21 protein-coding genes and 3 pseudogenes are annotated in these 25,768 nt (G+C 56.3%); 6 read left to right on the top strand and 18 right to left on the bottom strand.

All coding sequences use genetic code 11. The annotated features are described in order from the left end of the window. The first annotated feature begins 1 nt into the window (after position 1). Entirely contained in the window at positions 2-613 is a 612-nt protein-coding gene (locus EXE52_RS13875) for a hypothetical protein (RefSeq protein ID WP_199239155.1), read from the top strand. On the opposite strand, the pseudogene EXE52_RS13870 reads toward EXE52_RS13875, so the two are convergent. From EXE52_RS13870 to EXE52_RS13860, 3 genes and pseudogenes are all read right to left on the bottom strand, one after another. Continuing rightward, a pseudogene (locus tag EXE52_RS13870) lies at positions 597-1,091 on the bottom strand (IS6 family transposase). The gene EXE52_RS13875 and the pseudogene EXE52_RS13870 overlap by 17 nt on opposite strands. Positions 1,092-1,375: 284 nt before the next feature. After that, a complete protein-coding gene (locus tag EXE52_RS13865; RefSeq protein ID WP_137703753.1) occupies positions 1,376-2,677 on the bottom strand; it encodes a site-specific recombinase in 1,302 nt (433 codons plus the stop codon). Between the two features lie 491 nt (positions 2,678-3,168). Then, on the bottom strand, positions 3,169-4,752 hold the full coding sequence (locus EXE52_RS13860; RefSeq protein WP_137703752.1) for a transposase: 1,584 nt from the start codon (positions 4,750-4,752) through the stop codon (positions 3,169-3,171). Between the two features lie 711 nt (positions 4,753-5,463). Here EXE52_RS13860 and EXE52_RS13855 point away from each other — a divergent pair. Both EXE52_RS13855 and EXE52_RS13850 read left to right on the top strand, forming a co-directional pair. Then, positions 5,464-6,063: a HalOD1 output domain-containing protein gene (locus EXE52_RS13855; RefSeq protein WP_137703751.1), complete on the top strand. Its 600-nt coding sequence runs from the start codon at positions 5,464-5,466 to the stop codon at positions 6,061-6,063. Further along, positions 6,050-9,109, top strand: a complete 3,060-nt coding sequence (locus tag EXE52_RS13850; RefSeq protein ID WP_137703750.1) for a PAS domain-containing protein — start codon at positions 6,050-6,052, stop codon at positions 9,107-9,109. The genes EXE52_RS13855 and EXE52_RS13850 overlap by 14 nt, the downstream gene beginning before the upstream one ends. A gap of 137 nt (positions 9,110-9,246) precedes the next feature. On the opposite strand, the gene EXE52_RS13845 is transcribed toward EXE52_RS13850, so the two are convergent. The 7 genes from EXE52_RS13845 to EXE52_RS18810 all read right to left on the bottom strand — a co-directional run bounded on the left by EXE52_RS13845 (position 9,247) and on the right by EXE52_RS18810 (position 16,849). Then, positions 9,247-10,146 (bottom strand): hypothetical protein, encoded by a 900-nt coding sequence (locus EXE52_RS13845; RefSeq protein WP_137703749.1) that lies wholly within the window; start codon positions 10,144-10,146, stop codon positions 9,247-9,249. 210 nt (positions 10,147-10,356) lie between these two features. After that, positions 10,357-13,686, bottom strand: coding sequence for a PAS domain-containing protein (locus EXE52_RS13840; protein ID WP_158413998.1), 3,330 nt, complete (start codon positions 13,684-13,686; stop codon positions 10,357-10,359). A gap of 455 nt (positions 13,687-14,141) precedes the next feature. Beyond that, on the bottom strand, positions 14,142-14,702 hold the full coding sequence (locus tag EXE52_RS18815) for a hypothetical protein (RefSeq protein WP_241988257.1): 561 nt from the start codon (positions 14,700-14,702) through the stop codon (positions 14,142-14,144). Then, a complete protein-coding gene (locus EXE52_RS13830) occupies positions 14,699-15,325 on the bottom strand; it encodes a hypothetical protein (RefSeq protein WP_137703747.1) in 627 nt (208 codons plus the stop codon). Before EXE52_RS13830 ends, EXE52_RS18815 begins: the two co-directional genes overlap by 4 nt. 482 nt (positions 15,326-15,807) lie before the next feature. Beyond that, positions 15,808-16,227, bottom strand: a complete 420-nt coding sequence (locus EXE52_RS13820; protein WP_094521031.1) for a hypothetical protein — start codon at positions 16,225-16,227, stop codon at positions 15,808-15,810. Positions 16,228-16,244: 17 nt separating this feature from the next. Next, on the bottom strand, positions 16,245-16,640 hold the full coding sequence (locus EXE52_RS13815) for a transcriptional regulator (RefSeq protein WP_006630784.1): 396 nt from the start codon (positions 16,638-16,640) through the stop codon (positions 16,245-16,247). Positions 16,641-16,708: 68 nt separating this feature from the next. Then, positions 16,709-16,849, bottom strand: coding sequence for a hypothetical protein (locus tag EXE52_RS18810; RefSeq protein ID WP_321162982.1), 141 nt, complete (start codon positions 16,847-16,849; stop codon positions 16,709-16,711). Positions 16,850-17,108: 259 nt separating this feature from the next. Here EXE52_RS18810 and EXE52_RS13805 point away from each other — a divergent pair, with 259 nt between their 5' ends. After that, a complete protein-coding gene (locus tag EXE52_RS13805; RefSeq protein ID WP_129452622.1) occupies positions 17,109-17,381 on the top strand; it encodes a hypothetical protein in 273 nt (90 codons plus the stop codon). Positions 17,382-17,507: 126 nt separating this feature from the next. On the opposite strand, the gene EXE52_RS13800 is transcribed toward EXE52_RS13805, so the two are convergent. From EXE52_RS13800 to EXE52_RS13765, 7 genes and pseudogenes are all read right to left on the bottom strand, one after another. Continuing rightward, positions 17,508-17,789 carry a helix-turn-helix transcriptional regulator gene (locus tag EXE52_RS13800; RefSeq protein ID WP_094580463.1) on the bottom strand — a complete coding sequence of 94 codons (282 nt, stop codon included), beginning with the start codon at positions 17,787-17,789 and terminating at the stop codon, positions 17,508-17,510. A gap of 410 nt (positions 17,790-18,199) precedes the next feature. Then, positions 18,200-18,723 (bottom strand): annotated as a pseudogene (locus EXE52_RS13790) (transposase); the annotation flags it as partial. A 20-nt stretch (positions 18,724-18,743) separates the two neighbouring features. Then, positions 18,744-19,370 carry an SHOCT domain-containing protein gene (locus EXE52_RS13785; RefSeq protein ID WP_176450679.1) on the bottom strand — a complete coding sequence of 209 codons (627 nt, stop codon included), beginning with the start codon at positions 19,368-19,370 and terminating at the stop codon, positions 18,744-18,746. A 247-nt stretch (positions 19,371-19,617) separates the two neighbouring features. Further along, positions 19,618-19,839 carry a DUF2892 domain-containing protein gene (locus EXE52_RS13780; protein WP_137703746.1) on the bottom strand — a complete coding sequence of 74 codons (222 nt, stop codon included), beginning with the start codon at positions 19,837-19,839 and terminating at the stop codon, positions 19,618-19,620. A gap of 433 nt (positions 19,840-20,272) precedes the next feature. Further along, positions 20,273-21,472, bottom strand: a complete 1,200-nt coding sequence (locus tag EXE52_RS13775) for an ABC transporter permease (protein WP_089308966.1) — start codon at positions 21,470-21,472, stop codon at positions 20,273-20,275. Then, positions 21,469-22,212 carry an ABC transporter ATP-binding protein gene (locus EXE52_RS13770; protein WP_089308965.1) on the bottom strand — a complete coding sequence of 248 codons (744 nt, stop codon included), beginning with the start codon at positions 22,210-22,212 and terminating at the stop codon, positions 21,469-21,471. The genes EXE52_RS13775 and EXE52_RS13770 overlap by 4 nt, the downstream gene beginning before the upstream one ends. Beyond that, positions 22,205-23,545, bottom strand: coding sequence for a CARDB domain-containing protein (locus EXE52_RS13765; protein WP_137703769.1), 1,341 nt, complete (start codon positions 23,543-23,545; stop codon positions 22,205-22,207). Before EXE52_RS13765 ends, EXE52_RS13770 begins: the two co-directional genes overlap by 8 nt. A 417-nt stretch (positions 23,546-23,962) precedes the next feature. Here EXE52_RS13765 and EXE52_RS13760 point away from each other — a divergent pair. Both EXE52_RS13760 and EXE52_RS18805 read left to right on the top strand, forming a co-directional pair. Beyond that, positions 23,963-24,105: pseudogene (locus tag EXE52_RS13760) on the top strand (ISH3 family transposase); the annotation flags it as partial. 299 nt (positions 24,106-24,404) lie between these two features. Then, positions 24,405-24,773, top strand: a complete 369-nt coding sequence (locus tag EXE52_RS18805) for a hypothetical protein (RefSeq protein ID WP_241988255.1) — start codon at positions 24,405-24,407, stop codon at positions 24,771-24,773. 338 nt (positions 24,774-25,111) lie between these two features. Here the strand turns inward: EXE52_RS18805 and EXE52_RS13750 are convergent, their stop codons facing one another. Further along, positions 25,112-25,414, bottom strand: a complete 303-nt coding sequence (locus EXE52_RS13750) for a hypothetical protein (protein ID WP_137703745.1) — start codon at positions 25,412-25,414, stop codon at positions 25,112-25,114. Between the last annotated feature and the right edge of the window lie 354 nt (positions 25,415-25,768).

Below are 25,768 nucleotides of genomic sequence, written 5' to 3'. Positions count from 1 at the left end.
AATGGAATATGACGACACTGTCGTGTTCATCGATTCTTCTGTCCTCATCAGTTGCGGCCGGCGTCAAAGTACACGCTTTCAGGCGCTTGCCCGAGAAGCCCGCCAGCGTCAAACCGTCTTCCGTATTTCGCCGCAAGTGTATGCAGAAGTAACTGGAGATCGATCTCTAAATGAGTACACAACTGGTGATTACGCCGTTGACGAAGCACTTGAAGAGGGGTGGATGAAAGTCACCGAAAGTCCATCTTATTCGAACTCGGATATCTCAACAGTGATGGATCAAGCACGGAGTTTCATTGCGAGTTCCAGCAACCGATCAGAAGATATCATCGAAAAAGCGGACACAGAAATGGTCGGATTGGCGCTTGAACTGCTTCTGACTGATACTGCAGATCGGGTTGTTCTCGTAACGAACGACATTCCACTTGGTGAAGCAGCTGAATCGTTGCTCCCTCAATATGGATTCGACACTGAGCAAATCAGTTGGCTTCGTGGTGGCGATCTCGCTGATGAACTCGGTGAGGATTTTGGTCGTGTTAATTTTGACGTGAATTGTGGTAGACGGCGAAGGCTTCGAGCCAGTTTTGAGCTGTCTCTCACGCGACATTGCTAAAACTGTTCGCAAACGAAGATGTTCGTCGTTTTATTTCTCAAAAGACACGTTCGATGGCATTCTAACTTCCATGCCGAATGACTTAAAATCGATAGCCGTCTTCAGCGAGGATTGAGCCAAGATAGTCTGCGTCATCGACGAGAAATTCCACGTTATCGAGCTGATAGCGCCGGTGTAGCTCGGTGAGAAACTATCGCGTCGTCTGTTTATTTGTGGTTGGAAAGAGGCTCACGGGGAGGATCCCGTTCGTCTGTGGATCAACCGCGCCGTACAGCCAGAACTGCTGGCCGTGGAGGCGGATCATCTTCTCGTCAGCCGCGAGTTGATTCTCGGAGACGGTTGAGATCGGCTGTAGATTGGCTTTATGAACCCAGTTATGAACCGCAACGTAGCTCCGATCGATCCCAAACAGTTCAAGATGTTTACTTGCCTCACGAAGTGACATACCGACCAAATGACAGCGGAGCCCTAGTTCAATCGCCTAGCGAGGCGTTCGACCTCGCTCCACAAACGGCAAGTCGATCCACGTGATACGTTCGCTGAGGCGGCCGAATTCTGGCATAGACACTCAGAAATTGTCCGCCTCATCCTCTAACTTAACGCGACCAGGATTTTGTCCCTGAATTTGATTGAGCCGGCTCTATTGAGCTCCTATTCTTTGTACATATGACTGCCTGAAATAGTCGACCGACGAGAACTGCATATCTCGTATTTTGTGTCACTTCGGCTGCCGGGCAATCCACAACTCGACTTTCGAGAAGGTTATTTTTCATTCACCCGCTGGTCTGTCTGTGAGAATGCCTCTGTCGCCATGTCGGCGCGCTCAGCCGCCTCGATGTGCTGGTAGGCCTCGCGGACCTGCTCCTCGCTATTGTCGAGATACCGGGCTGCAGCGGCGTAGCCGAACTGTCGAACAAGCACTTCTCCGACGCCGCGGCGTCCACCGTGAAGTTCGAGATAGTCGCCGTCGAGTGAAAGGTCTAGCTCGTCGCGACGCTCGGCAAGCGCGTCGTGTGTCCAGAGTCGTTCCATGATCGAGCGTGCGCCGTCCGTAGTAAGCGGCTTCGGCGCGTCGAGGTCGTGCTCGGCAGCGACGATCAGGTCGGGGGCGCCTGTTCGGACGCGCTCAATCGCGTCGTCGTTGAGGCCGACGCCACCTAGCCCCCTGGTGACGTGATTCGCGAGCGACGGCCGGTGTAGCGTCGTGAATACCGGCCACGATTCCGGGACGTCTAGCACCTCGGCGTACCGTTTTAGCGGTTTGATGACGGGCTCAGGGAGCGAGGCCTCCTTCCACTCGCGACTCTTCCGAAATACCGTCACACTGCTGTCCGCGAACGATACGTCACACCAACGGATCCCGTTGCGGCCCTCGCGGTCCTCTTTCGGTGCCGAGAGGAACTCCGAGCCGCGCAGGCCCGTGTAGGCGACGACGTACACGAGCGCCTGTTCGCGACACCGCTGGTACGCTTTGAATCGGGCTCGCTGTTTGGCCTGCCACGTATCGCTCTCCGGGTCGCCCCGGTCGGCGTGAGAGACTTCGATAGCGCCGAGCTCGTCAAATGCTTCAGAGACTCGTCGATCGACGAACTGCGTGATCAGGTCGCGGTGGATCGGCTCCCACGCCTGCTGGTCGCCCGGTCGGCGACCGTCGTTCTCGGGAAGAGGGTCCTCGGCGTCCGACTCCCGGGCGTAGTGTCGGGGAATGTACCCCTGCGCGTGCGCCCATCCGCACCACGACGCGACGTGTGCGTAGTAGGTGAGGACGGTCCCGGCGGCGTATCCGGCGGTCGAGAGGTACCGTGCGTAGTCCGAGAAGACCGTGGTGTCGAGGTCCGCGAACCGGATTGTGTCGTTGTCGACGACGCCGGCCCACGATTCTGGCGGTGACGCATTTGCTGAGTCAGCCGTCTTGCCGAGACACCAGCGTCGGAATCGATTCAGTTCGCGCTCGGCGTCCGTTCGATACGCACCCTCCTCGCCGGCGTCACCCTTCCCCTTGTCCGTGAGATACTTCGTGAACGTGTCCTCGATCGGCGTCTCGACAGAGCGACGGCCCCTCATTGGGCCTCCGGAGTGTGGGGGTTGTGTCGTCGGACCACCGCTGCGGACGCGACGATCCGGACGGAGCGACTGTGTGGGGAAGCGTCGGGCATAGTTTTGGATCTGGCTCGTTTGGGGCCACGGGTGGGGGTCACTAAGAGTTTACTCTGTCTTACTGAGATAAGACAAAGTAAGCAGATCTTGCGAACATGTGAGTCTGTGAGTGCTTATCGAGTGATATCGGCTTCGAGAGCCTATCTAAGCGGTACGGACACATTTTGTATTGTATATCGCTATATCAATTTCTCCCGCGGAGGGAAGTTCACAGTCTCGGAGGATGAGCTAGTTTTGGGTTGAATCGCCATCTATTCATGGTTATTCTCACCACTCAAGGACCGTTTTTAAATCTCTGAGTTTGAACTACCGGACAAGCGTACGAAATTGTATGGATTTTAGCGCTCCTGAATAGAGTTGCCACTCCCGAACGGCAGACTCAGCGAGATCTTAGCGGGTTAGTCGTGTGGAATCAATGCTGAGGCAACGAGCTCAACACACTCACCCGCAGTAATCACAGGTGCGTAGTCCATCTCGCCGTCAACGTCCGCCTTCAGCAGGAAGTCGGTGAGCCGCCAGATATTGTACAAGAGTACGGCAAACACGAAATAGAACAAGCGAACGCGGTAGTCTTTCGAGGAGGTCTTGGCGAGAAAGTCACCTTTAATCGATTTGTACTCGCTCTCGATCTGCCACCGGCGACTATACCGTTTACAGAACGCCTCGGCCTCATCGGGTCCCACTCGGAGATTCGTCGCGAAGACGGCTGTCCCCTCCCCACTCGTCGACGGCACGTACAGGAGCCGCATTGGATGCGATCCAGATTCCACATGGACAGAAGCTGACTCAACGGCCACCTCTTGGTCGTCTTCCTCCATTTGTTCGAGTACATCCCGTTCGGAGCTGGAGACCCGCTTCGGAATGAGGTAGTTCACATCGAGGTTTGAGAGCGTCTGGAACACTTGTATCGAGTCAAACTCTCGATCACACAGCACTGTCTCAATTGGAACGTGCTCTTTTGCTCGTCGAACGAGCCGTCGCACAGTACGATGGATCTGATTCGACGGGTTCTCATCCCACTCAGAGCTCTCTCGAACCGGCTCAACCGCCAGAACGAGCGGGATGTTCTGCCCGATGATCGAGAGGGTTGCGAATTTAAATGCTCGACCGTCTCTGTCCTTGGTCCCGCTGACCATCGGCATTCCTTCGACCTCTCCGTAGTAGGGAATAGTCGTGATGTCGATCGCGGCTGTGACTGGACGCCGGAACGATGCTTCAGAGGCGATCACCGAGAGTAAGCGATCCGTCGTTTTGTTGAATCCCCTCACGAGTTCTTCGGGGCCAAATTGTTTGACAGCGCGGAGGTGGGTATCACCATGCGGTCCGTACTCTTTCCCGCGCCGATATTGGAAGCGAGTCGCTCCCTGCGAGGTGCCACAGCGGACCATCCCCATGAACGTCTGTAACTCGAAAAATTGCGTGTCCTCGTACGAGAGGTTCGACGCCCGACCAGAGTCGAAGTGTCCATAGGCGTGATCACGCGCGAGGCGCGTTGTCTGGACAATCTCGTCCTGTGAGAAGGATTTGTCTTCGACTGGGTCTGCGTCTTCTTGCGTATCGTCGACGATCTCTGCCTTTGGCCGCACCTCCGGCGCTGAGATGCTGCGATCATGGAATTCTTTGACAACGAAGTGGGCGGCAGCGTGGATGTATTCGTGGGTCGCGTCGTCGAATCGATTTCGCCACACACGAGAGAATGCTGATTCGTCGGGCACTCGACTGAAGCCGAGAATAGTCGCTACTTCCGGTTGTCGGATGAGTCGTCGAGTGAAGTTGGCGTATGAGTCACCCGTTATCTCCATGAACACGAACGAGAGAACCATTGCGCGAAAGGAGAGCGGCGCAGGATGCCACGCTGGATACCCGTCTTCGATAGCATCTATCGAATGATCGAGCTTCTCGAACGCGGTGACGAGATCGGTTTCTTTGAGCTTGTTCCGAATAGTAATCCCCAGTTGGTACGCTTCACACAGAGAGCGCATTCACAGACGCTCGTCGCGAGTTGAGTCGTCAGAACAGTACATGTGATTTCTGAGGCGGTTAACAGTAAAGTGGTCTACTTACTCTATCTCTGTCATTTGGATTTTATCGACGAGTGGTCGATCGCTACTCTTGGACCCGATAGTCGATCCGACTTGATTATTAGCAAATTATTTGGATTTATCTGCTCTGTTGAATCCGGTGACGGCACCGGGATCGCGATCGCTGAAGAGGCGATTATCTCGCTCTACATCGTCGAGGAGTTGGATCGATCCACCCAGTGATCTCGATCCTCACTCCCTCTGCTAAGATTCCATCTCTGAATTCTCTCGGCAGCGCTCCCGAACCGGGTACAGAGCGACTCGATCCCGATTCCTTCTGCGGATTCAACAGAGCAGTCTACTGGTATTCTCACCCCCAAATATTCGATTCTTTTGTTCGATACCGGACTGTTCCGCCAAAGAAAATAAATTTTCTTCGACTGATTGATCACTGTCGACCCTTAGACCAGGTTGACACTATCGACGAAGTGAGGTATCTGTCAGAGGCAAAACGCGTGGCTCGAAGGGACCATCGAGTCACGCGGGTTTCCGCTCTAGGCCCGTTAGTCTGTCACTAGTTCGATAATCGCGGTTGTCTCGTGAAGTGTACGAGCGGATGTCTGTCGAGAGTTGTGCACACGTATATATCCGGTATAGGCCATGAGACCCGGAGTGTTCCGCGAAACGAAACATATTGATCCACTATTTATGTATGTTTACAGACCTATGAAATCGAACTCGTTAGTTACCCGGTTTGATCCGACGACTACTCGGTCAGCACTCGACGCAGTATTCACTGCTGTCTCCGAGTTTAAAAATACAAATGCGAAAGAGCTTCGACGTCTCGACAGATATATTAACGCCGACACGATCAACCTGCTGTTTGGCGGTCCAGATAGTTCGACAACGCGTATTGAAGAGGGGACCCTTTCGTTTCGATACGGCGATGTATTCGTGACTGTTACACATGACGGATGGATCAAGATCGTCGACGCAGACACGTTCCGCTCACGACCAGCGCACCATGGACTGTCAGCAGACGCACGCGCACAACAGTCAACCGAAGCGGCTCTCAAAGTGGCGGCAGCGGCACTCGCCGAGGCTGAAGAATACGTCTGGACCGCCGCTAGCAACACTTCGGATAATAAACTTGGCGACCCGTTCTGGGCAGTGGTAGAGCAGCTCTGGGCCATTCAGACATCGATTGACGACCTGACCGCTCAGCCGTCTTCGACTGAACCGCTGGTAACACGGACAGATGACCAGCTGTGACGAGATGACCGATGACGCGCTGTTCAACCTCGGCATCGATCTCAACCGGGAAGAGACAGTAGGCGGCGCTATTGATCGGACACTGAATGCGATCCGTACCACACTGGGGGACACAGCGATTACCGTGTGGCGGAACCGCAACGAGCATGCTAGCAACCTTGAGAATGCTTACTCGCCGGAACAGCCGTCCCCACCGTTGTTCGGTTCCGAACGCCATACGGGTCGGTCGGATCGAATCCCTTCACCAGACGCAGCTCTAATCAAGCGATGTTTCACGGCTGATGCGCCGGTTCGAACTGACGGGGTGGCCGGACCAATCGCACCGGATGATAACCGCTGGCTTCCGCGTCAGGAACTTTTCGTTCTGATCGATTCCGAGCGTGTGCTATCGGTTGGCTGGGATCACCACGATCTCGCGACCGCGTTGGACGAGGCCGCTGTCCGTGATGTTCTCGAGCGAGCAGCAGGGTTACTCGCCGCGGCACTCGATCGTATTAGCTCCCAGACCCGTGACCCGACAAGCGAGATCGACTCGGAGATTCGCATCGGTGCGTTTCAACAAGCGATTGAGGACGCCGCCGATGGCGTCGCCATCCTCGATGACGAGGCGTACGTCTATATCGATCAGACGCACGTCGATATGTACGGATTCGACAGCAAACAGGAGTTGCTCGGTCGAAGTTGGCGAGAGCTATACGCTGCGGATGAAGCGGCACGGATCGAGAGGGAAGCTTTCGACGCGCTCGAACGTGATGGTCACTGGCAGGGGCGAGTAACGGGAAGTCGGCCCGATGGAACGACGTTCCCGGCGGAGCTGTCCCTGACGATGGTCGCCCCGTCCCGAATGGTCTGTACGGTACGTGACGTGACCGACCGTGAAGCGCGGGAACGCGAGCTCTCATTAAAAGAGCGGGCGCTGGACGAAGCAGGGATCAGCATCCAGATTACGGATCCGACCCAACCGGGAAACCCGTTGGTGTACGTCAACGAGGAGTTTGTACAGCTAACCGGGTACGAGCGGTCAGAGGCTCTCGGCCGAAACCCGAGATTCCTCCAGGGCCCCGGATCAGATTCGGAGACGACAAAGCGAATCCGTACGGCGATCGAAACCGAGCGACCGATAACAACTAAGCTGAGAAACTACACCGCGGAGGGTGAACCGTACTGGGCGAAGCTCTCCGTGACGCCGGTTCGAGACGAAAACGGAATCGTGACAAACTACATCGGGGTTCAACACGATATTACCGAGCAACGACGGCGGATCAGAGAGCTCAGAAACCAGACTGAGCGGCTAGAACTCGTTCTCAGCGGGACGGAGACGGGCATCGGTGAGTGGGACTTCAGTACCAACACAGTCACGTTGGACGCCACTTTACGAGAGGCGGTCGGAGCGAGCCCGACAACGATAGACGAGTGGCAAGCAATAGTTTACCCGGAGGATCGCGAGCGTGCCGCTGACGCCCTGCGGCGCCCGATCGAGACCGGCGACCCGGCTACTGAGACGATACGAATCGGGGCGGATGACAGCGAAGTCACGTGGATAGATCTACACACCGTTGCGAGTGATGCGGGTAATAGCTCTGCCAGTGTGCTGGCGATGGGGCGAGACGCGACGAAGCGCTCCGAGCGTGTGAAATGGGCGTCGAAACTGTTTGATCAGGGCCCGCTGCTGTTCGTTCAAACTCGGGCCGTTGGCGGCGAAGCAGTCATTGAGGCCTGTGACCAGTCGTTTTCCGACGCGCTGGGGTACGAGCGCGAGGCGGTGGTTGGACAGCCGCTCAGTGAGTTTTATGACGATAGCTCGACTGATTCGCTCCAGTCAGACGGCTACGAACGCGCGCTTAGCGGCGATCTCACCGTCGCAGAACGCATGCTCGTGACGACGGACGGTGATACGGTCCCATGTCTGTTACGGGCGATCCCGCGCACCATCGACGACGAGGTTGTAGGTACCGATGTGCTGTTCATCGATATCTCTGAACGCGAGAAGTACACTCGGCGACTGGAGGCAGTGTTTAACAGCCCGCACCAGTTTACCGCGTTAGTCCGCCCCAACAAAATCGTGACTGACGTGAACGACACGCTGGTGGCACGCATCGGTGTTGATCGGTCGACAATAGTTGGTGAACCAATCGACAAATTCCCGTGGCTGGACCTTGACCCGAACCACGGACTCACGGTTTGTGAGGCGGTCAACCGCGCGGGTGGCGGTGAACTCGTCCAGACCGAAGGAGAACTACAGGGTCCAGATGGTCTCGCACGCATCGAGGTGTGGTTCAAGCCGATTCGTAACGCCGCTGGTGAAATCACGCTGATCGCCGTTGAGGGGAAAGATATCACCGTGAAGACGCGACAGCGACAGCATTTACAGGTGTTCCAGCGGGTCGTCCGACACAACGTCCGCAACGATTTAAACAAGCTCGTGGGATGGACGACGATACTCGCCGAGGAACCGGACGCTGACTGTCGTCAGGATCATCTCCGCCGACTGACGCGTATATTCGACGGGTGGGAACGACTTACGAACAAAATGCAGGTGATTGATCGCGCGATACGGGAGATACCACACGACGAGTCGACCGTTAACATCGCTGAGGTCACTGAAACGGCCGCAACGGCGGTACGGGATGACTACTCGGACGCAACGATCGCTGTCTCTGTCGACGCGACCGACGAGACTGTCTCACGATGGCTTACACACCCACTTACCGAGGTGATAAAGAACGCGGTGGCCGCAGGAGACCGAGAAGACCCGTACGTCAACGTATCGGTGAGACAGGTCGACAACGGCTGGCTCCAGATCGTCGTGACCGACGACGGGCCTGGCATGCCAGATATCGAGCGGGAAGTACTCGTCACCGGCGAAGAGACGCCGTTACAGCACGGCTCTGGGCTCGGGATCTGGCTAATTCGGATGTTAGTCTCCGTACTCGGCGGAGAGATCGACGTCGACGTGACCGACACAGGTACCGAAGTCGTGCTTCGCGTTCCGACGTCGTCAGCAAACCGCAATCTGGGTTTAGTCGCACCCGAGCAGATATCCTAGTAGGTGTAGTGTACAAACCGCGAGAAGTGTAGAAAGGCCGATAAACAAAGCGCAATCTCACAACGAGGGTCAACGATCCGAAACCCACCAATCGAGGCGGGAGTGTGGCGCGGCTTCGTCGGGTAATATCACCGTATTCACTCCGGGGTAGACTCGCCGCCGTCTTCATCGACTATCCCGGAAGGCTGTCGCTCCACTGCTTGGGCCGATGCTTCACTATCCGAGCACGGCGCGGAGCCAACCACCTGCCATGTGGGGGCAACATCTCGCTTCCCACACACTCGCGCCTCGATCTGGCCGTCGCCGGTTCGCATCTCAACAACGTAATCGAAGTGTGCCGACCCAAACCAGCTGGAACCGTCGATGTCGCTCGCTGGTGGCAGGTGGATGAGCCCGCCGACGTCCTGATTTCGCCACTGGCCAACCAGTTCGTGGAGGAACCTGTCAAGCGCAGTCGGGTCGTGATGCGCTAGCAGTTGCGTCAACGTCGCGATCGCGAACGTTCCCGTTCGATCACCCGTCGCGAGCTGCGTCGTCGCACGTTCGGCGGCGACCCCAAGTGAAGTGAGGTCACCGCACCGAACCGGTCCGGCGTCGGTAGTCGCGACGTCAACAACGCCGTCGGTCTCGGCACCAGGGGTGGAATCAATGACGAGTGGGCCCATCGTTGAGAGCCGCGAGCGAACCTTATGGCGTGGGTACTTCGTCGTCAACACCGCGCCTATCTCGGTCATTGCTGCGTACATGGCGTAAAACAGGTCATCATATAATTGGGAGCTTGGCGCAGCAAATCCAACGATGTCGTCGTAGCGGACCGCGACATCGGCGATGAAAGCCGGTATGATCGTCTCTGGAGACGGGTGTAAAACGGTTTCGAAGGTCTCACCGGGGTGCCTTTCCGCTGCGAGAAGCCGGTCGACTAGCTTGTTCCCGTAGTCGTCGACGTAGACGGAAGAGTCGACCCATGACGAACGATTTTCACTCGTCGTAGTCGCGGCGGGGTCAGTGGACCGGTTCAGATACTCGTACACCATCATAGTCAACTCAGACGGCTGAGTACTCATTCTATCTCACCTGTTCTGGTCGGTATTGAGGGCACTTTGACGAGATTCGCGGCGCGTCATTCCATCCTGAACTCATACATTCTATTCTTTCAGTATCCATACTATTTCTACGCCCGAAGATATGTGGCAGGCAGAACAGATACCGAATATGTCCGTGTCTTAGTAGTAGCCTACAGACATACGTCACTCGAAGAAGCCGCGGATGATCTTCGACTCCGCGGCGCGCAGATGCTGGTGGAGCGTTGACGAGGACACGTCGAACCGGTCGGCGAGATCGGCACCGTTGATACCCCGCGGATCATCATAGTATCCTTCTTGGAGCGCTGTCTCGGCGATCTCCCGCTGTCGGCTCGTCAAGTCTGTATTCCCGGCGGACTCGTCGCGTCTACCGGATGACCCGGACACATGGCGCTTCGAGACGAGCTGACACGAACCGGAGACGGTAGACAGCTCCTCGCGGACCCGACCGATCACTTTCGGGTCCGTGGTCCAGAACTCCAACACGTCAGCGTTCGGGCGGGAACGGACACTGCTCAGTTGTGTGTCTGTCCGCATGAGTACGTCGCGAACCGAGGCTAGCGACCGGTCTGGTGTATCTCTCATCCGCACGGTAATTTCGTGGACGCTGCTATCGGTCGGGGCAATACTGTCGAGTTCGATGCCCGGCGTCGCCGCGACGTAGTCACGAAATGCGGTCTCGGTGTAGCCGTCGACGCGACCGGTTAGGTGAAAGTTTTCCCTACCTGTTAGCGCGACGTGTTCGACGACGATTGTACCGGACGTCGAGAGGCCCGGGAAGAGCGGCGACGGATCCTGACATTCGAAGTCGAAGGCGATCGGTGCGTTCGACGCGCTCGCGGACTCAAGCGTTGACAGCCGCATTCCGGCGGCGTCCGCAACCGCACCAACTGCTTGTCGTTCTGGTTCGGCGAAGCGCTCGGCATCTGTACTGATGAACTCCGCGACCGCGTGGACGGTCGCATAATGGCTCACCGGAACCGCGAGCGATTCCCGGTAGCCGAAATGGAGCAGTCGGTTGAGCCACTCGCCGTGAGCTCCTCCGGTCGCTTGTCCGTCGACGATACGCTGTGGTTCGTTTTGTGAGGCAGCGGTGATCGCGGGGAACGCCTGCCTGGCGCTTTCGTACAGCTTCGCCGGTCCACCCGCCTCGGACACTTCGACCGGGTCAATTCGCTCTGTGACCGGATCATACGTGCCAACGAACGCGTACTCCGCCACACGATCGCCGAAGCCGACAACCGCCTCACGTACTGCCGCCGATGTCTCCGCAGTCACGATCGCTTCAACGGTGTCAACCATCCCCTCCCACAGGTTCTGGTAGCGGTCCGCTTGCCGCTGGGTCATGGCGACATCATTTGAGAGCCCCGCTATCGATGTCTCCTGGCGGAGTTGTGTGAGTGCTGCCGAGACCTGCTGGCTCACCGCCCGAATGAACGATTCCAACGTCTCATCCCGTTCGTCAACGACTACGCTCAACAGACTCGTATCACCAAGCTGTGTGACGAGTGCCTGCTTCTCGGCCGCGCCGCCGGCGTCGATAACGGCGTCGGCCGGGAGCCAGCACGTGTCGGACTCGGTGAACGCTCGCCAGAGATCCGTCTCGCCCGGGTGAATTCGCTGTCGGCTACGTGATTCAGAGTTGTCTCCCGCAGTCGCAAGCCGCACCAACTCCCCTTCTGACGTATTGCGGTCGTATATCGCGAGCTCGTCAGCTGTTACCACATCGGCGACCGCCTTGACACACGCGTCGAACGCGTCTTCCGGATCCGTTGATTTGAATACACGGCTGCTCACGGCGTAGAGGTTCGTCAGCCGCCGCTGCCGGTCAAGCGCGTCACGCGCATCGGTGAGATCGGTAATATCGTTGGCGACGCCGAGTACTGCGTCCTCATCGCTGTCGACCGGGGTGAATGGTATTTTCCACGTTTCTAAGACTCGTTCGTTGCCTGCGGCGTCGGTCAGTGTCTCCTCGGTGCGATGGAGCGGCTTGCCGGTCTCAATCACCCGTCTATCGTCGTCGGTGAATGCGTCCACCTCGTCGGACTCGGCCGTGTAGTCAGCATCAGTCGAACCGATCATGTCCGAGACGGTAGTGCCGTACGCGTCAGCGACCGCTTCGTTCGCGAGCAAGAATTCGCCGTCTGTGTTCTTCGCGAATATCAGCTGGGGGACTGTGTTCATGACACGTTCGAGCTGATTGCGTTCGGACTCTATGCGGTCGCGCGCAGTACGTAGTTGACGTCGCTGCGCGACGAGCTCGATTGCCGTCTGGAGGTACTGTGTGACGATCAAAATGAGCTCGCGTTCGTCCTCGGCGAGACTGTCCGTTTCCGGCGACCCGACGAGAAACACGCCATCGTCGTCAATAGGGACAATAAATTCGGTACCGATCGGCGTCTCCCGGTTGTGAACGCCCACCTCGGCGGCGACATTCGGATAGTATGCCGGCGTCCCAGCATCGAACACCTCCCACGCGAGCGATTCACCAGGGCGGAATCGGGGTGCCTCCTCGACAATCGACGCTGCGCTACTGGAGACAGACACCGGGACGAGCACGTCGGTGGTAGTCTCCGCAGTTCCAGCCGGAGCCACCGTATCCGTCCCAGCCGGTTCGTGTGCCCAATACCCAGAGAACGGCCGATCAATAATCTCCGTCACTCCTTTGATCGCAGTATCGATCACGCCCTCGTAATCGTCTGTAGTCATCAGCTCTTCGGCGAGCGAACGTGTCTTCTCAAGGCGACGGAGTCGGCGTTCTTGTTCGGTGAGATCGAGATTAACGCAAGTTATTCCCCCCTCGGGTAGCTGTGCGAGCGACACGCGCTGTGTAATCGGCGTACCGTCTCGTCTGACCCCGACCAACTCGCCGTCCCACGACCCCGTCTCCTCGACAACTGGGAGAACCTCGGTTTCGATCCGCTCGATGACGTCGTCCGCGTATATTTGCCGCCAAGTCTCACCGAGTAGCTCCTCGGCGTCGTCGTACCCGAACATCGTGATGTGAGCATCGTTGAGGTACGTGTACTCACCATCACCGTTTAATAACGCGATACCAGAGGTCGTCAGGTCCATCGCGGCCGCTTGCTGTTCAAGTCGAGCCAAGTTCGCCATACGCTCGCTAACGTCTTGGAAGATTCCGAGGACATACTCGGTGCCCGCGTGTGTGAACGTCGTTGACCTCACGTCGACCGGCACCGTCGACCCATCTGCACGCAGAATCGTCACCGGCTCCTCTGCGTCGGCACGGACGTGTTCTTTCCGCCCGTTCTGGACCGCCTGAAACCCTTCACGGTGACGCGTCTCGGTCTCTGGCGGGTGAAGTTCGGTCTGGTGCATCCCGATAAGCGAAGAGCGGTTGCGGCCGAACAGTTCGGTCGCCGCCTCGTTTACCGCCACGACGGTTCCAGTGGCACCCTCTGCGGTGAGGATCGGTGCTGGACCTTCTATCGCCAGCCGCGCGAGGAACGCGTCGGCTCCGTGGTCGGGAGACATGGGTTCCGGACTCATCTTGTTATATAATTCACTATTCTGGACCGATTTGAGAGTATCGCCGTAATGGCCCATAATTAGATTTTACAGCCTAAGAGTAGGTTTCTCAGGTAGTAGATTTACATACCCATTATGACGAACAGACATCTATTAAAATGGTTAAAAACGAGTTGAGAACCAGTAATGACTCTCACACCGGGTTTTGAACATGTTGAAATCTATCGAATAGAAGGCGCGCATCAATACCATCCTCCGAGATTGTGCGGCGCGGTGGTATAGTGAAGTCGTTAACTTACCGGATCTCACCTCATAAGCCGCGCAAGGAGGGTAGCCCCAACGAGGAAGGATACGTTATGATTCTCTGTCGAACTGTACCGAAAGGTCGACCGCGGGACGATCTCACGGTGGAAGATCCAACGGACTATCAGAAACCGAAGGGCAGCAGATCAACAAGGGTGTTACTGTATCTCTTCTAATACCTCTGGCCCCCTCAGTATCCGGAAGAATTGCTCGTACTCCGTCTCACTGACTACCTGAGATAGTGCGCGCTCTGCGTTCCTGTCGTCGATGATCAGCCCCACAGAATTGTGACCCTCAGACACCCGAATTTGAACAAGATTACCGGCGAATTTGGCGTCCGTTTTCGGGAGTTCATCTTCTCGCTCCTGTTCGAGCTTGGCTAACTCTCTGTGTGCTTCGTCAACCATCTCGCTCACGGTAGGTCCGTCACGGATTCGCGCACCGTAATCCGGCTCTGGAAGGGCAACAATCCAGTCCTCGTTACGTATTGGATCAAGCCAATCGTTGACACCGTAGGGACCAGCCCATTCCTTGTCCAACTCCTCGACTACTCCAGTGGAGACGTACAACTGCTTATCATTCGACTGAATGTAGTTGATTAGCTGTCGCCGTTCTGGAGTAGATCGCCCGATTCCACCCAAGACGCTCGAGTCAACGAGGAGCGTATCCGGGAGCGGGTAGAGGGGTGAAGAGTCAACTAATTTCGGCCGATCGCTCATTCCTGCTCAAACACGTACGGAGTGTTTCGAATCTTCCGATCATGTACGTCGTGTTCGAAGGAATCATCGATGAGCCCTGCTTTGACGAATAGGGCAATGATCGGCTCCAGCGCCTGCGTGATGCTGATAGCCTCGATCTCATCAACATTGAGGCGGTCTGCTGCTCCACGACGAGTCACCTCGCCACTGAGATATGCCCGTGTCTGCTCAACCGCCATCAGCAGCTTCGCCTTGCCGTGCCGATCAACGAAGAGTTCGATCTCACTAACCTCGCCGCTTGCACCGTAAGCGGCGATCGTAAGCGGGTCTAACAGTATCCGCGTCTCTCCCTCCCCAACGGGGAGAAATAGTGAATCAGTCCGGAGCTGGCTCTCTTTCCCGCTACTGACATCCTCGACAATATCTAAGTTTTTGAGCTTTCCAACCCGCATTGAGGTTGTACTTCCGGCAAGATCGAGTCTACGCTCGATACTGCTGTTCGTAGTAGGCTGATTCAGCAGGATGTCAGTATACACTCTGGCGATGTCGGGATTCACCAGTATCTCTGAGGCCGCGATAAAGGAGCGTGCGGTGCCCTCTTTCGAGCCGTTCTCGTCCGCAGTCGGGGCGTTTGTTACTACCATCGTAATTCATGATACGTGAACCGAGAACTAATATCTTGTGGCAGTTGTGTCGGACTGTATGGAGGCTCCCAGAAATTGTTCTTAGATAACTGATTTGTGGATACTGGCATTCGTATTCACGTCTTAAGAGAGCATTTCACTTATACGAATTAATCTTAATCTTAAGATTAGTCTGACAGCTTCTTCCGGACAAACGGCTGCTAGCCGGGTACTAGGGCGGTGTCGGTGTTTCGTGGTCACCACCCAGTGGCCATATCCCAGAGGAGGGCGACGTCAACGACACCGAGGATAGCTCCAGCTAGTAGCTACGCATCAAGCAACGATGTGAGGTCCAAGATCGGGCCAGAAACTGCGAGTTCGAAGGCCGACGCCAAACTCGCCACCTCAAGCAAGAGTACCCCCGAGATGACCCAGATCACAGTCGCACTAGCAGCGATGAGAAGCTTATTCCCGCTCATCTGTGACGCTCTAGCGACACCAAGCTACTGTCCATCGTACCAGGGCGGCGCACCGAACGCATCAGCGTAGCAGTCTGGGTGACACGGTCGCTTGCGGTTGTCCGGCCATGCCCGGTCGAGCGGAACCTGCTCGCCGCAGAGCCCACACTCGGCGGTGTGACCTGCCTGACGAGCGTCTGGTGAGAGATTCCGCGCCTCGATGTAGAGCGCGTGGAGCGCCCACGGCGTGAGGCGAACGGCGACACGCTCGGCCGGATCGGGATCCTCGTCCGACGTCGCGGCCGAGAGCGTAAGCACCCAGCCGTCACCGGGCTCGCCGTCGGTCGCTGGCCCGAGGGCGATCGTCCCCGCGAGGTCGTCGTCGACGTAGTACCACTCTGCGTCGCGGTCGACGTGGTAGTGGCCATCGGGGCGCGGATTCTCGGGATCGACGTCGTCGCCCATCGTGTATCTTCGCTGAGTCAGGCGTTCGCCTTCCGGCCCTGTCCCGACCCAGTCGTGAGCGGGATGTCGGCGTCGATTTCGTCGTACCACACGACCGGCCGCTTTGCCCGGCCATTCTCCTCGAGTTCGACGAGGCCGTAGTCGGCCAGCTCGTTCACGTTCTCGAGGACCTCTGGTGGGTTCCGATCAACGAGGCGAGCGAGCTCGCGGATGCTCTCCGGCTCGTGTTCGACGATCGCCTCCAAGAGCTCAAGGTTGGTCGAGCGGAAGACGCGACCGAACGTTTCGAGATTCTCGATCGAGAGCGTCGGTTCGCTGGGGTCGACGTCCTCGCCGGCGTCTATCGCCTCGAGGCGCTCTTCGAGGTCGCTACGGTCGGCAGACTTGATCTGAACATGGAGTGTCTGGGTCATGGGGGGGTGTAGAGTTGTGGGTCGGAATTAGTCGCGGGTCTGTATGTCGGTCACCGTAGTTGATCGGGCTACCAGTCGTCGCGCTTCTCTTCTGGGAGTGCCGCCCGCCAGGCGCGGAAGATCTCCGCAAGGCCGGGGTAGTCGATCTCGAAGGTCTCACCGCCGAGGTGGAGTTCGTGGACGCCGTGGTGGTTGTCGAACCGGATGATTGGATCGTCTGCGCCGGCTTCACCGTAGTGGTGCGCGTACTTGATCCCGTCCTCGAACCGGTCTGAGGTCGGGACCGAAAGAACACGCCTGAGGTCGGGACCGAAAGAACACGCACCCGCGCAACGGTGCCGTCGGCGTAGGCTTCAATCTCGTCTTCGAGCACGGTGACATCATCGCTCATCCACACATGTGCCGACGCACCCTGCTCCGATAAGTGTTAGGAAAAATCCTAACAGTACCAAGGAACGGATAGCACCCATGAAGACAACAGAGCGATCGCTCTGTCAGCTGTGGGGCTACCCAGATGTGGTTGATGCGGTACTACTCGTTGTCGGAGTCGTCATCGACAGAGGCCTGGGACAGCTGTCTGTTGCCTGTCTGAGCTACTGCCCGACTGATTTCCTTCTCAAACAGGTTCTTGATTCTATCTTTGGACAATCCATTGAAAAACAGTGGATGATTCTTCTCGACCAGGTGTTTGGTCGAGTCCCAAATATAGTTCGAATTTTGAGAAGGCAGAAATCGAGTTAATCTTAATCTTAATATTAGTATTAATCTAAATAGTCTCTTCTACGGTGTCTAGATACGCTACGTGGAGTTCACACGAGAAGGGCGTGAAATACTAGAGCTAAACAGTCCTCGAACGCGGCGGTTCGATCAGCTGTCGTGATCAATATAGTTGGCTTCCCATTCAGTCCGAGCTTCAATCTCTCTGGTGCCCCGACGGGTAGTGGTGTACTCGTTGGTCCGTCGGTCGCGCTGGCTCTTCTCGATGAGTCCCTTCTCAACGAGCGTATCGAGATTTGGATAGAGTCGGCCATGATGGATTTCTTTTTCATAGTAGTCCTCGAGCTCGTCTTTGATCGCGAGTCCGTGGGGGTCATCAAGTCCGGCAACTACGTACAGCAGATCGCGCTGAAAGCCAGTGAGATCGTACATGTCGCAATTTACTCATTCGAGTTTTGAAATACTATTGATCTGGCCCTGTATGGAGTGAAGTGATTCATCACTCTCCTCGTGGGTCACCAACCGGTATTTCACCATATTCTGGACATGAGACCCATCCCTGTCCGAATGCTCTACCCATCCCTTTGTCCGGGCTCCATTCGTGTTCATCCCCACAATGTGGACAGTCTACCAGTGGAGGGTCAATCTCCAGTGCCTCTTGCTGGATGAAATGATTTCCTTGGTATGAGTCACAGTTCTGACAGACGTTTCCCCAGACTTTCTTGCCAAGAGTATTGCTGTAGACCCGTTCAACAGGGGTTTCGTAATTCGCTAATATATCTCCGAGAGGCGTATCAAGATGGTCTCCTTGTGGCCAGACCACAGGCGTCATCTGTCTTTAGTTAAGCCTCACACCTCGGTTGTGTAGCGGTAGCGAGCATCTCTTGTAAGATTGGTCGTCGCCTGTGGATCTTTTGAGCGTCTTCGATCAGGCGGTCGAGCAGCGGCGGTGGTGAGTAGCCAAGGAACTCACCGAGTTCGTGGAGAATGAGATGGGCGTGCGACCGAAAGGTCGCCGCCCAGCGCTCTGTCGGAAACACAAGCTCATCACCCCCTGCTCAGTGACTAGATCCAACAGATCACGGCTTACAAGCAGCGACAGCAGCGCTGCGTATAATAAGATCCTCACCACGTGTTCGTCACTCGTGTCGAACTCGTCTAATTCGTACTGTGTCTTCAGCTCCCGGAACAGCAACTCAACTTCCCACCGACAGCGGTAGATCTCCGCTAAATCCGTCGGAAAGAACTCTTTCCCCGCTAAATTCGTTATGTACAGGTGGTAGTCGCCGGCGCCCTCGTCGCGGACGCCGACGACGCGAAATCGCTTCGTATCTAGCGACCATGTCCATTGTACTACGCTCGGCGCGTCGGTCTTCTGGGACGCCGTTAGCGCTCGTGGGCAGGTACTGTAGTCTCCCGCCGGTTCGGTCGTCGTTCGCGATTTTCGACGACGCGGTCGCCCGCCTGCTCCCCGGCCCCTTCGATAGTTACTAACCGTTCCAGTCGCCGTTCAAACTCGTCGTCATCCATTTCGCCGTCAACGTACCGGCGCTTGAGTCGCTCGATTGGTGACGCCGACCCTCCCGTCGTAGCTGGCGTTAGTTGCCGCGTAGCGTCTTTACGGCTCCGGTGATCTTCCGCGAGCTCGTCGGCAAGGTAGCCTCCGAGCGCGCTGCTCCCGATGACGTATACCGCACCGACGAGGGTCATTCCCAACACACCGACCGTCGCGATCGGAGATACGGTCGCAGCGACTGCCACCGCGAAAAACGTCATCGGTAGCGACAGTAACACCACTAATGCGCCCGTGACAAACCCAACTCGTGGGCCGCTCCCGTCGCCAGACTTCTTCACCTGGCTCGCCACGCCACCGCCCATCGCCGGTGCGAGCAACCCAACGAATGGTACCACGCTCGCGAGCACTGTTACCCCAACCCCAACGCCGGCCGGCTTGAACACCTCTGCAACCCATCGCTGCATCTGGCCACCGCGAGCCTGCTCGCCGCCGGTCATCGTGTGGCATCCCCACGGGTGTGTGGCAATTCGAACGGGCGGCACTTCCGGTCGGCTGATTGTCTACACTGTCCGTATCGCCGGTCAGTCCGTCCGTATCCCATCATAATATTGTATATATTCCACACGACTAAATATGTACTGCCGTCAGGCCCTCTAACTTATCTAGCAGTCCAACCCTCTTCTTTATATTTCCTGAGTTGCGGATAAAAACTAGAGTAAAAATAATTCTCGCGTCCGATCGGAGTTAGGACCTTACAAATGAGGTATTGGCCTCGCCGTTCGTTTCACACCCTGGGAGAAGTTGCTCTGCCGGGCAGACATCTGTGAAGCTACTTTGAATGAGATTAAGACCGACAAACCCGACGAGCAACAAAAACCATCGTGACACGAATGTCCCGAGCGTGAGTCCAAGCAATGCCATTCCACCAGCGAGACGGCGCACTTGTAGTTGACACTTTTTCCCCATGTAGTATTGTTATTAACACACAATATATTAAGACTGTCGGCGGAGCAATCACCGATGTGCGATGTATATTTAGCGGGCGTTACTATGTACGGTCGCGTTAAGTTAGTACTCACCTAGCTGCTGTCATGCGATTTTCTGTAGTGTTCTGGAACGTTGTAGCGGATCGTGTTCTGAGGATCAACGAGAAGGAGAACTGAGAAGGCAGATCCAGTTTCTCCCGGAGTTACTACCTATCTTGAGTATGTAACTCGGCTTTCCAAAGCTCACGGGATACTCTTGCCGTCTTGCGTTTCTGCTTAACTTAACGCGACCGCTGCTTCTGCCCTACTATTTACGAATCGTGATTTTACGAACTAGTGGCAAAGACCCGTCAACTGGCTGAGTGTATATAAAATGGTTGATTTCCGATTTGATATTCTATGGGTGTACTGGTTTAGCTTCGCAACGCCTCTACCGGGCGTTCGTTTGCTGCCTTCCAAGCAGGGTACGCCCCACTGATAATTCCCACACCAACTCCAAATCCTAGCGCCAACAGGAGATAGTAAGCGTTAGTCGGGTCGATAACTAGGCTGGCGTCAACCGCTGGGGTTGCGGCTACGAGCGCGGCGACGAGTATCACGGTCAGCACAGTCCCTGCTGCGGCGCCCGCGGCACCAATCAGGCCAGCCTCTGCTAACAACACACGCAACACGTCTCGGCGGGTCACACCCACAGCACGCATTACGCCAATCTCTTGTCTCCGCTCGACCGTACTCATCAGCATTACATTGAGGATCGAGACGCCGGCGACCACGAGCGAGATAGCACCGAGCCCGAGCAGGAACGTACTCAATAGGTCAAAGAAGCCATTAATCTCATCCACGATTGCTGCTAATTCGAATAGGTCGACTCGATCTTCACGAGCGTTCACCTCTCTGCGGATCGCGTCCGCAGCGGCCTGTGCCGTCTCACCGGATTCTGAAATAATAAGCGCTTGCGCGTAGCCGTCAGCGGCGAACGCCGACTCTGGGAGAAAGACGGCGTCATCGGGTGCAACCGGGCTGAATGTCTGTGTCTCAGCGAGCACGGCAACGACGCGCACTTGTGACCCTACGATCTCCACAGTATCGCCTGTCCCAATATTGAGATCAGTAGCAACACCCGCACCGATGATTGCGCCCTGCCGGTGACGGTCCGGGAGCTCCCCCTCAGCGGCTTCAAACGCGAGGGCTGGTTCCTCAACGCCATAGATTGTCGCAAAGGTCTGTGAGCTTGCGCCCGCAACAATCCCGTTGTCCGAATACAATGGAACCACAGCCGGATCGCCGACCGCCGGGTCGTCAACGGCACGTCGGATCTCCGCTACATCAGTCGTCGAAAGTGACTCTACTCCGGTGTCCGAGTTTGGCGACACGACTACTTGTGTGCCAATATCACCGATAGCGTCGTTGGCGCCGAGCGCGAGCACATTTCCGAATATCCCTAGCGCGGCCACTGCCAGCACGCCGATACAAACGCCAAGCACCGCTAGTACCGTCCGTACGCGGTTCCGGCGGAGATTCCGGCCGGCCATTCCAACAGCGGGTCGCCAGCCCCGGAGCCAACTGGTAGCTCCGGGTTCAGTGTCGGTTCCGCTGGAAGTACTCTTGCTCATTGTTCTCCCGGTGCGAGCGGCGACTCGCTGTCCCGGCCTCCTAGGGTGTCGTCTACTGAGGTCGCCTCATCGACATCTCCGCCTACCAGCACCCCGTCGGTGAGCTCAACGACTCGGTCCGCGTACTCCTCAACTAGCGGATCGTGTGTGACCGCGATGACAGCAACACCCTCCTCTTTTACCCGCCCGAACTCAGCGAGGATTGACTCGCCGGTGTCCGTGTCGAGGTTCCCCGTTGGCTCGTCAGCGAGTAACACTGCCGGGTCATTTATCAGCGACCTAGCGATAGCGACCCGTTGTTTCTGTCCACCAGACAGTTCTGATGGTTCGTGGTCAAGCCGGTCACCGAGCCCAAACCGTCTAAGCAGGTCCACAGCACGGTCGCTCGCGTCGCCTGAATCGAAGGCGGTTGGTAGCGCAACGTTCTCGACCGCGGTCAGCGCTGGCAGGAGGTGGAAGTCCTGAAAGACGAATCCGATCGATCCCTTGCGAGCTGTGGTGCGCTCGGCGACCGAGAGTTCAGTCACATCGGTACCGTTCAGCAGACGCCACCCCTCAGTCGGGTCGTCGAGGAGACCGAGTACGTTGAGCAGCGTTGATTTCCCAGAACCACTGGGGCCGACAACAGCAACGAACTCTCCAGGCTCAACCGCGAAGTTCACGTCGTCGAGTGCGACCACCGGTTCGGTCCCCCCGCCTGGGTACCGCTTGGTCGCACCCCTGAGTTCGACGCTATACATCGCGGCGACGGATTACACTCCCGGCAATTGCGACCCCAGTGCCGCCAACAACTCCGACAATACTGATTACTCCAAGTGTGCCAACAGTACCAGATTCTGACCCACTCTCGTCATCTGGCTCTGGAAGCGCCACTATTGTGGTCTCGGTGTAGCGGACACCACGCTCGGTGTACTCGATCCGGATCGGAACCTCATCCGCTACAGAGGCATTCGCCACAGTTTGAAGGTCAAAAGCGACGAAATCGCCCGCGCTGACGGTTCCAATGAAGTATTTTTGCCCGGCTGGGGTCGGTTCAACCCCATCTGTCCCAGTAACCGAAACGACAACCCCGTTCAATTCACCAGTACCCGCATTACCGAGGTTGGCATCAACAGTTACCTGACCATCATCAGTCGTCCGGATGGTCGCGTCGGTAACGCTCGGACTACCTTCGCGCGTTGGATACGTTACTGTCGACTCCGCGGTTCGGTCAGCACCGCGTTCGTTTCGCACGTCGGTATCAGCACGGAACGCCGCGGTAACCGTCACATCCGAACGCTCGTCAATCGGGCCAAGGTCGATAATTACCTGCCGCTCCTCACCGGGTGCGAGGTTCTCGACAACGAAGGGGCCGACTTTAGTTGTTGGATCAGCATCGTCACTCGCGGCATTTTCTCCCCTATCCCCTCTGACTGATGTGCCAACGGCAGTCAGGCTCACGCGGTCTGCGGTCGTCGTCCCGGTGTTAACGACCGTCACCGCTACCGGAGAGTCAACCGACTCGACGGACTCAGAGTCAGACTCGTCGGTCCCACCGGCTTGGAGGCCGCCGCCACCACCACCGAGAAGATCTCCGACACCACCAACATTTATTCCACCAGCATTTTGATCATCATCGTCGCTCTCGAGGTCTTCCGGTGCTAGCGCGCGGGTTCGGAGGTCAAGCGCAACCTCTACTGGCTGAACATCAACAATCACGTCGCGTGTCACCGTGACGGTCCCGCCGTTAGCCTCGCCACCTGTCGCTTCTTGATCCGCAACGACCTCGACAGTGAGTCGGTATTCCCCCGGCTCGTCGAACTCTGTCCACAGAGCGACATCAGTTGTGTCACCCGGAGAGAGTCCTCCGACCATGGTAGCCTCGTCACGTGGGTTGCCGTCCTCATCCGCATCATATAGCCGAACGCTCGTTATGTTGGCGGCTGCTGGACTTCCACCAGAGTTTGAGACAGTCACATTCAATAACGTTCGCTCATCGACTACCGGCTCACTTGAGCTGACATCGACCTCATCGATACCAATCCGAGCATCTGGCACTGCTGTGACCCCTCCTACAGCGCCTAGTAACGTCAACAGGACCAGTAGGGAAGCTGTAATCCGTGGTGAATCCGCGTTCACTCTCGATAGAGGGTTGCGAGTCACGCATCCACCGTGGGACTGATCCTATTAATGATCACCTGTGAAAAGAGTGCGGCTACCACCGCTTGTAGGGGCCCCACCTCTATGTCGAACGGCTGTGTTTCTTCGCTATGAACCACACTTGTGTGACGCGCTGAACGGGTTTTAATATTGTGGAAAAAGAACTATACTATATGCTACAAACGAATCTAAAATACAAATTCGGGTATTTGAGCAAAAAGAAAAGTACACAATTTCCCATATAAGGCAATACTATCTTGTGTGTAGCGTGTATACAATTGATGTGAATATCAGTACATCACAAAGCCGGCTAGTTGAGACGTCTGCTTGCTGAAGGTGTGTCTAATACCAGCGACGCCCCGCCGTGGGGGCGTCGCCTTTGGAAGTGGTCGTTCAAGGAGTTCATCAATATGATTCAACGGGCAGCGTGGACGGCCCTCGCGACGCGTCGGACCGTCCCCGCAAATCGACCACCAGACGATCGGTTTACTCGCTACTCTCCGACCGGGCTAGCCTTCGCCAGGAGTGGCGACGCTGTCACGTCGGCGGCAGTCGCCGCCGACAGCGACAGTTCTCCCTCGGTTCGTGTACGAATCTCTCGTCAGGGCCACCACCACAACCGCTCCGCCGTGGAACTTAGGCTTCAGAAACAGCTAGCAGAGGATGCTTTGTGAGGTACTGAGACTACCAATAGCAGTCATTCACAGCCATTAGATCCGCTGAAGTCTTATTTTTCAAATGGTCTTGTATTAATAGAGCAAGATTAATACTTGTCGAGTCACACGAATATACTGTGTCTACACCGACTCAACAGGCGCCGACAGGGACTTCTGGGATGAACTCGCTATCAACACTTGAGCAAGTCGTCCTTATTCTGTTAGGCATCACAGCCGCAACACATCTGTATGCTGGTGTTGTAGAGGGAGCGCCGCCAGTACTTCTTGCTGGTGTTGGCTTCATCGGGGGAATGCTCCTGTACGCACGAGGTGTCCGTCGCCATGGTCTTGCTATCGCCGCGATTCCGTATACAGCTGTCCAGATCCCACTGTGGTATATTGCCAAGGCGGGGAACTTCACCCTCGTTGGGTATGTCGATAAGATCGTTCAGATTGTACTTGTTGTGGCGCTTGCCGTTCTTGTCTTCCGGCAACGCGACGCATGAACCACTCAACCTGATGTTAAATTAGAGGATGAGGCGGACGACTTTGAGTGCCTATGCCAGAGTTCGACCGCCTCAGCGAACGTATTATGTGGATTGACTTCTCGTTTGTGGAATGAGAACGAACTCTGCGGTGGGCGATTAGAGTAGGGATCTGTTGTCATTTGGGTGGTACAGTCTGTCGCCGCAATGACCGTTGCTAATACCCGCGCAATCTTTGAGGCGTTGTCCCTGAGTGAGACCCAACGGGGAACTGTCGTTGTCCGCGGGTTTCACGCCCCAGATAGAGTACTCGATGTGGTGTCGCAGTCAATACTGTGTGACACCACTGTACGACCTTGCTAGCGTGAGCCGCCGAAGTCGTACTCGGCATCCGCCGCTGCGACGTACGTATCGTTGACGGGCGGTTCTCGCCCCGTACGAAGCGTTCCCCGCGGCGGCCGGTGTTCAGTAAGCGGGGGCAGTGAGTCTACAGAGAGATCCTCAAGCGTGAGGACCCGGACATCAAGCATCTGAGCAAGCGCCCACGCCCGGTTCGTGACGCCCCACGCAACAACGAGGACAGGCATCGCCTCGGCGAACCCCTTCGATACGGTGATCTTGTACTGCCCGTTCGCCCCCTGACTAACTCTCGTTTTCGCCATCTCTGTATAGGCCTGTAGGTAGGCCTATTTTTAGTCCTCATACTGGTGTTCAGAAAACCCCCGTTTCCTGTACGCCCATTCGTCTTTAGTTAATACTCCCGGTAATATCTCATGGCGGTGTTTTTGGGCTGGATTCCGGACAATCACACCAGCTACGGTTCGAAATTCAGGTCTGAAGCAGATGCTTATTGCTTGATTTTGGCGGCAATAGCAGTTGGTTCGTGAGATCCACCTCTCCAAACACTTTGGCGCATAATTAGGCAATATAGTATTACTACTGGGCTTAACTAAAGACGAATGCCTGTACGCCTGCCTACTCAGATGTAATAAAAGGCTCTGCTGAAATTCTTTACA

This window comes from Halorubrum sp. CGM4_25_10-8A (genome assembly GCF_005435025.1).
In the GTDB taxonomy this organism is placed as follows: domain Archaea; phylum Halobacteriota; class Halobacteria; order Halobacteriales; family Haloferacaceae; genus Halorubrum; species Halorubrum ezzemoulense.
Note: the sequence above shows the minus strand (reverse complement) of the source record. Positions and strands in the feature narration are given on the sequence as shown.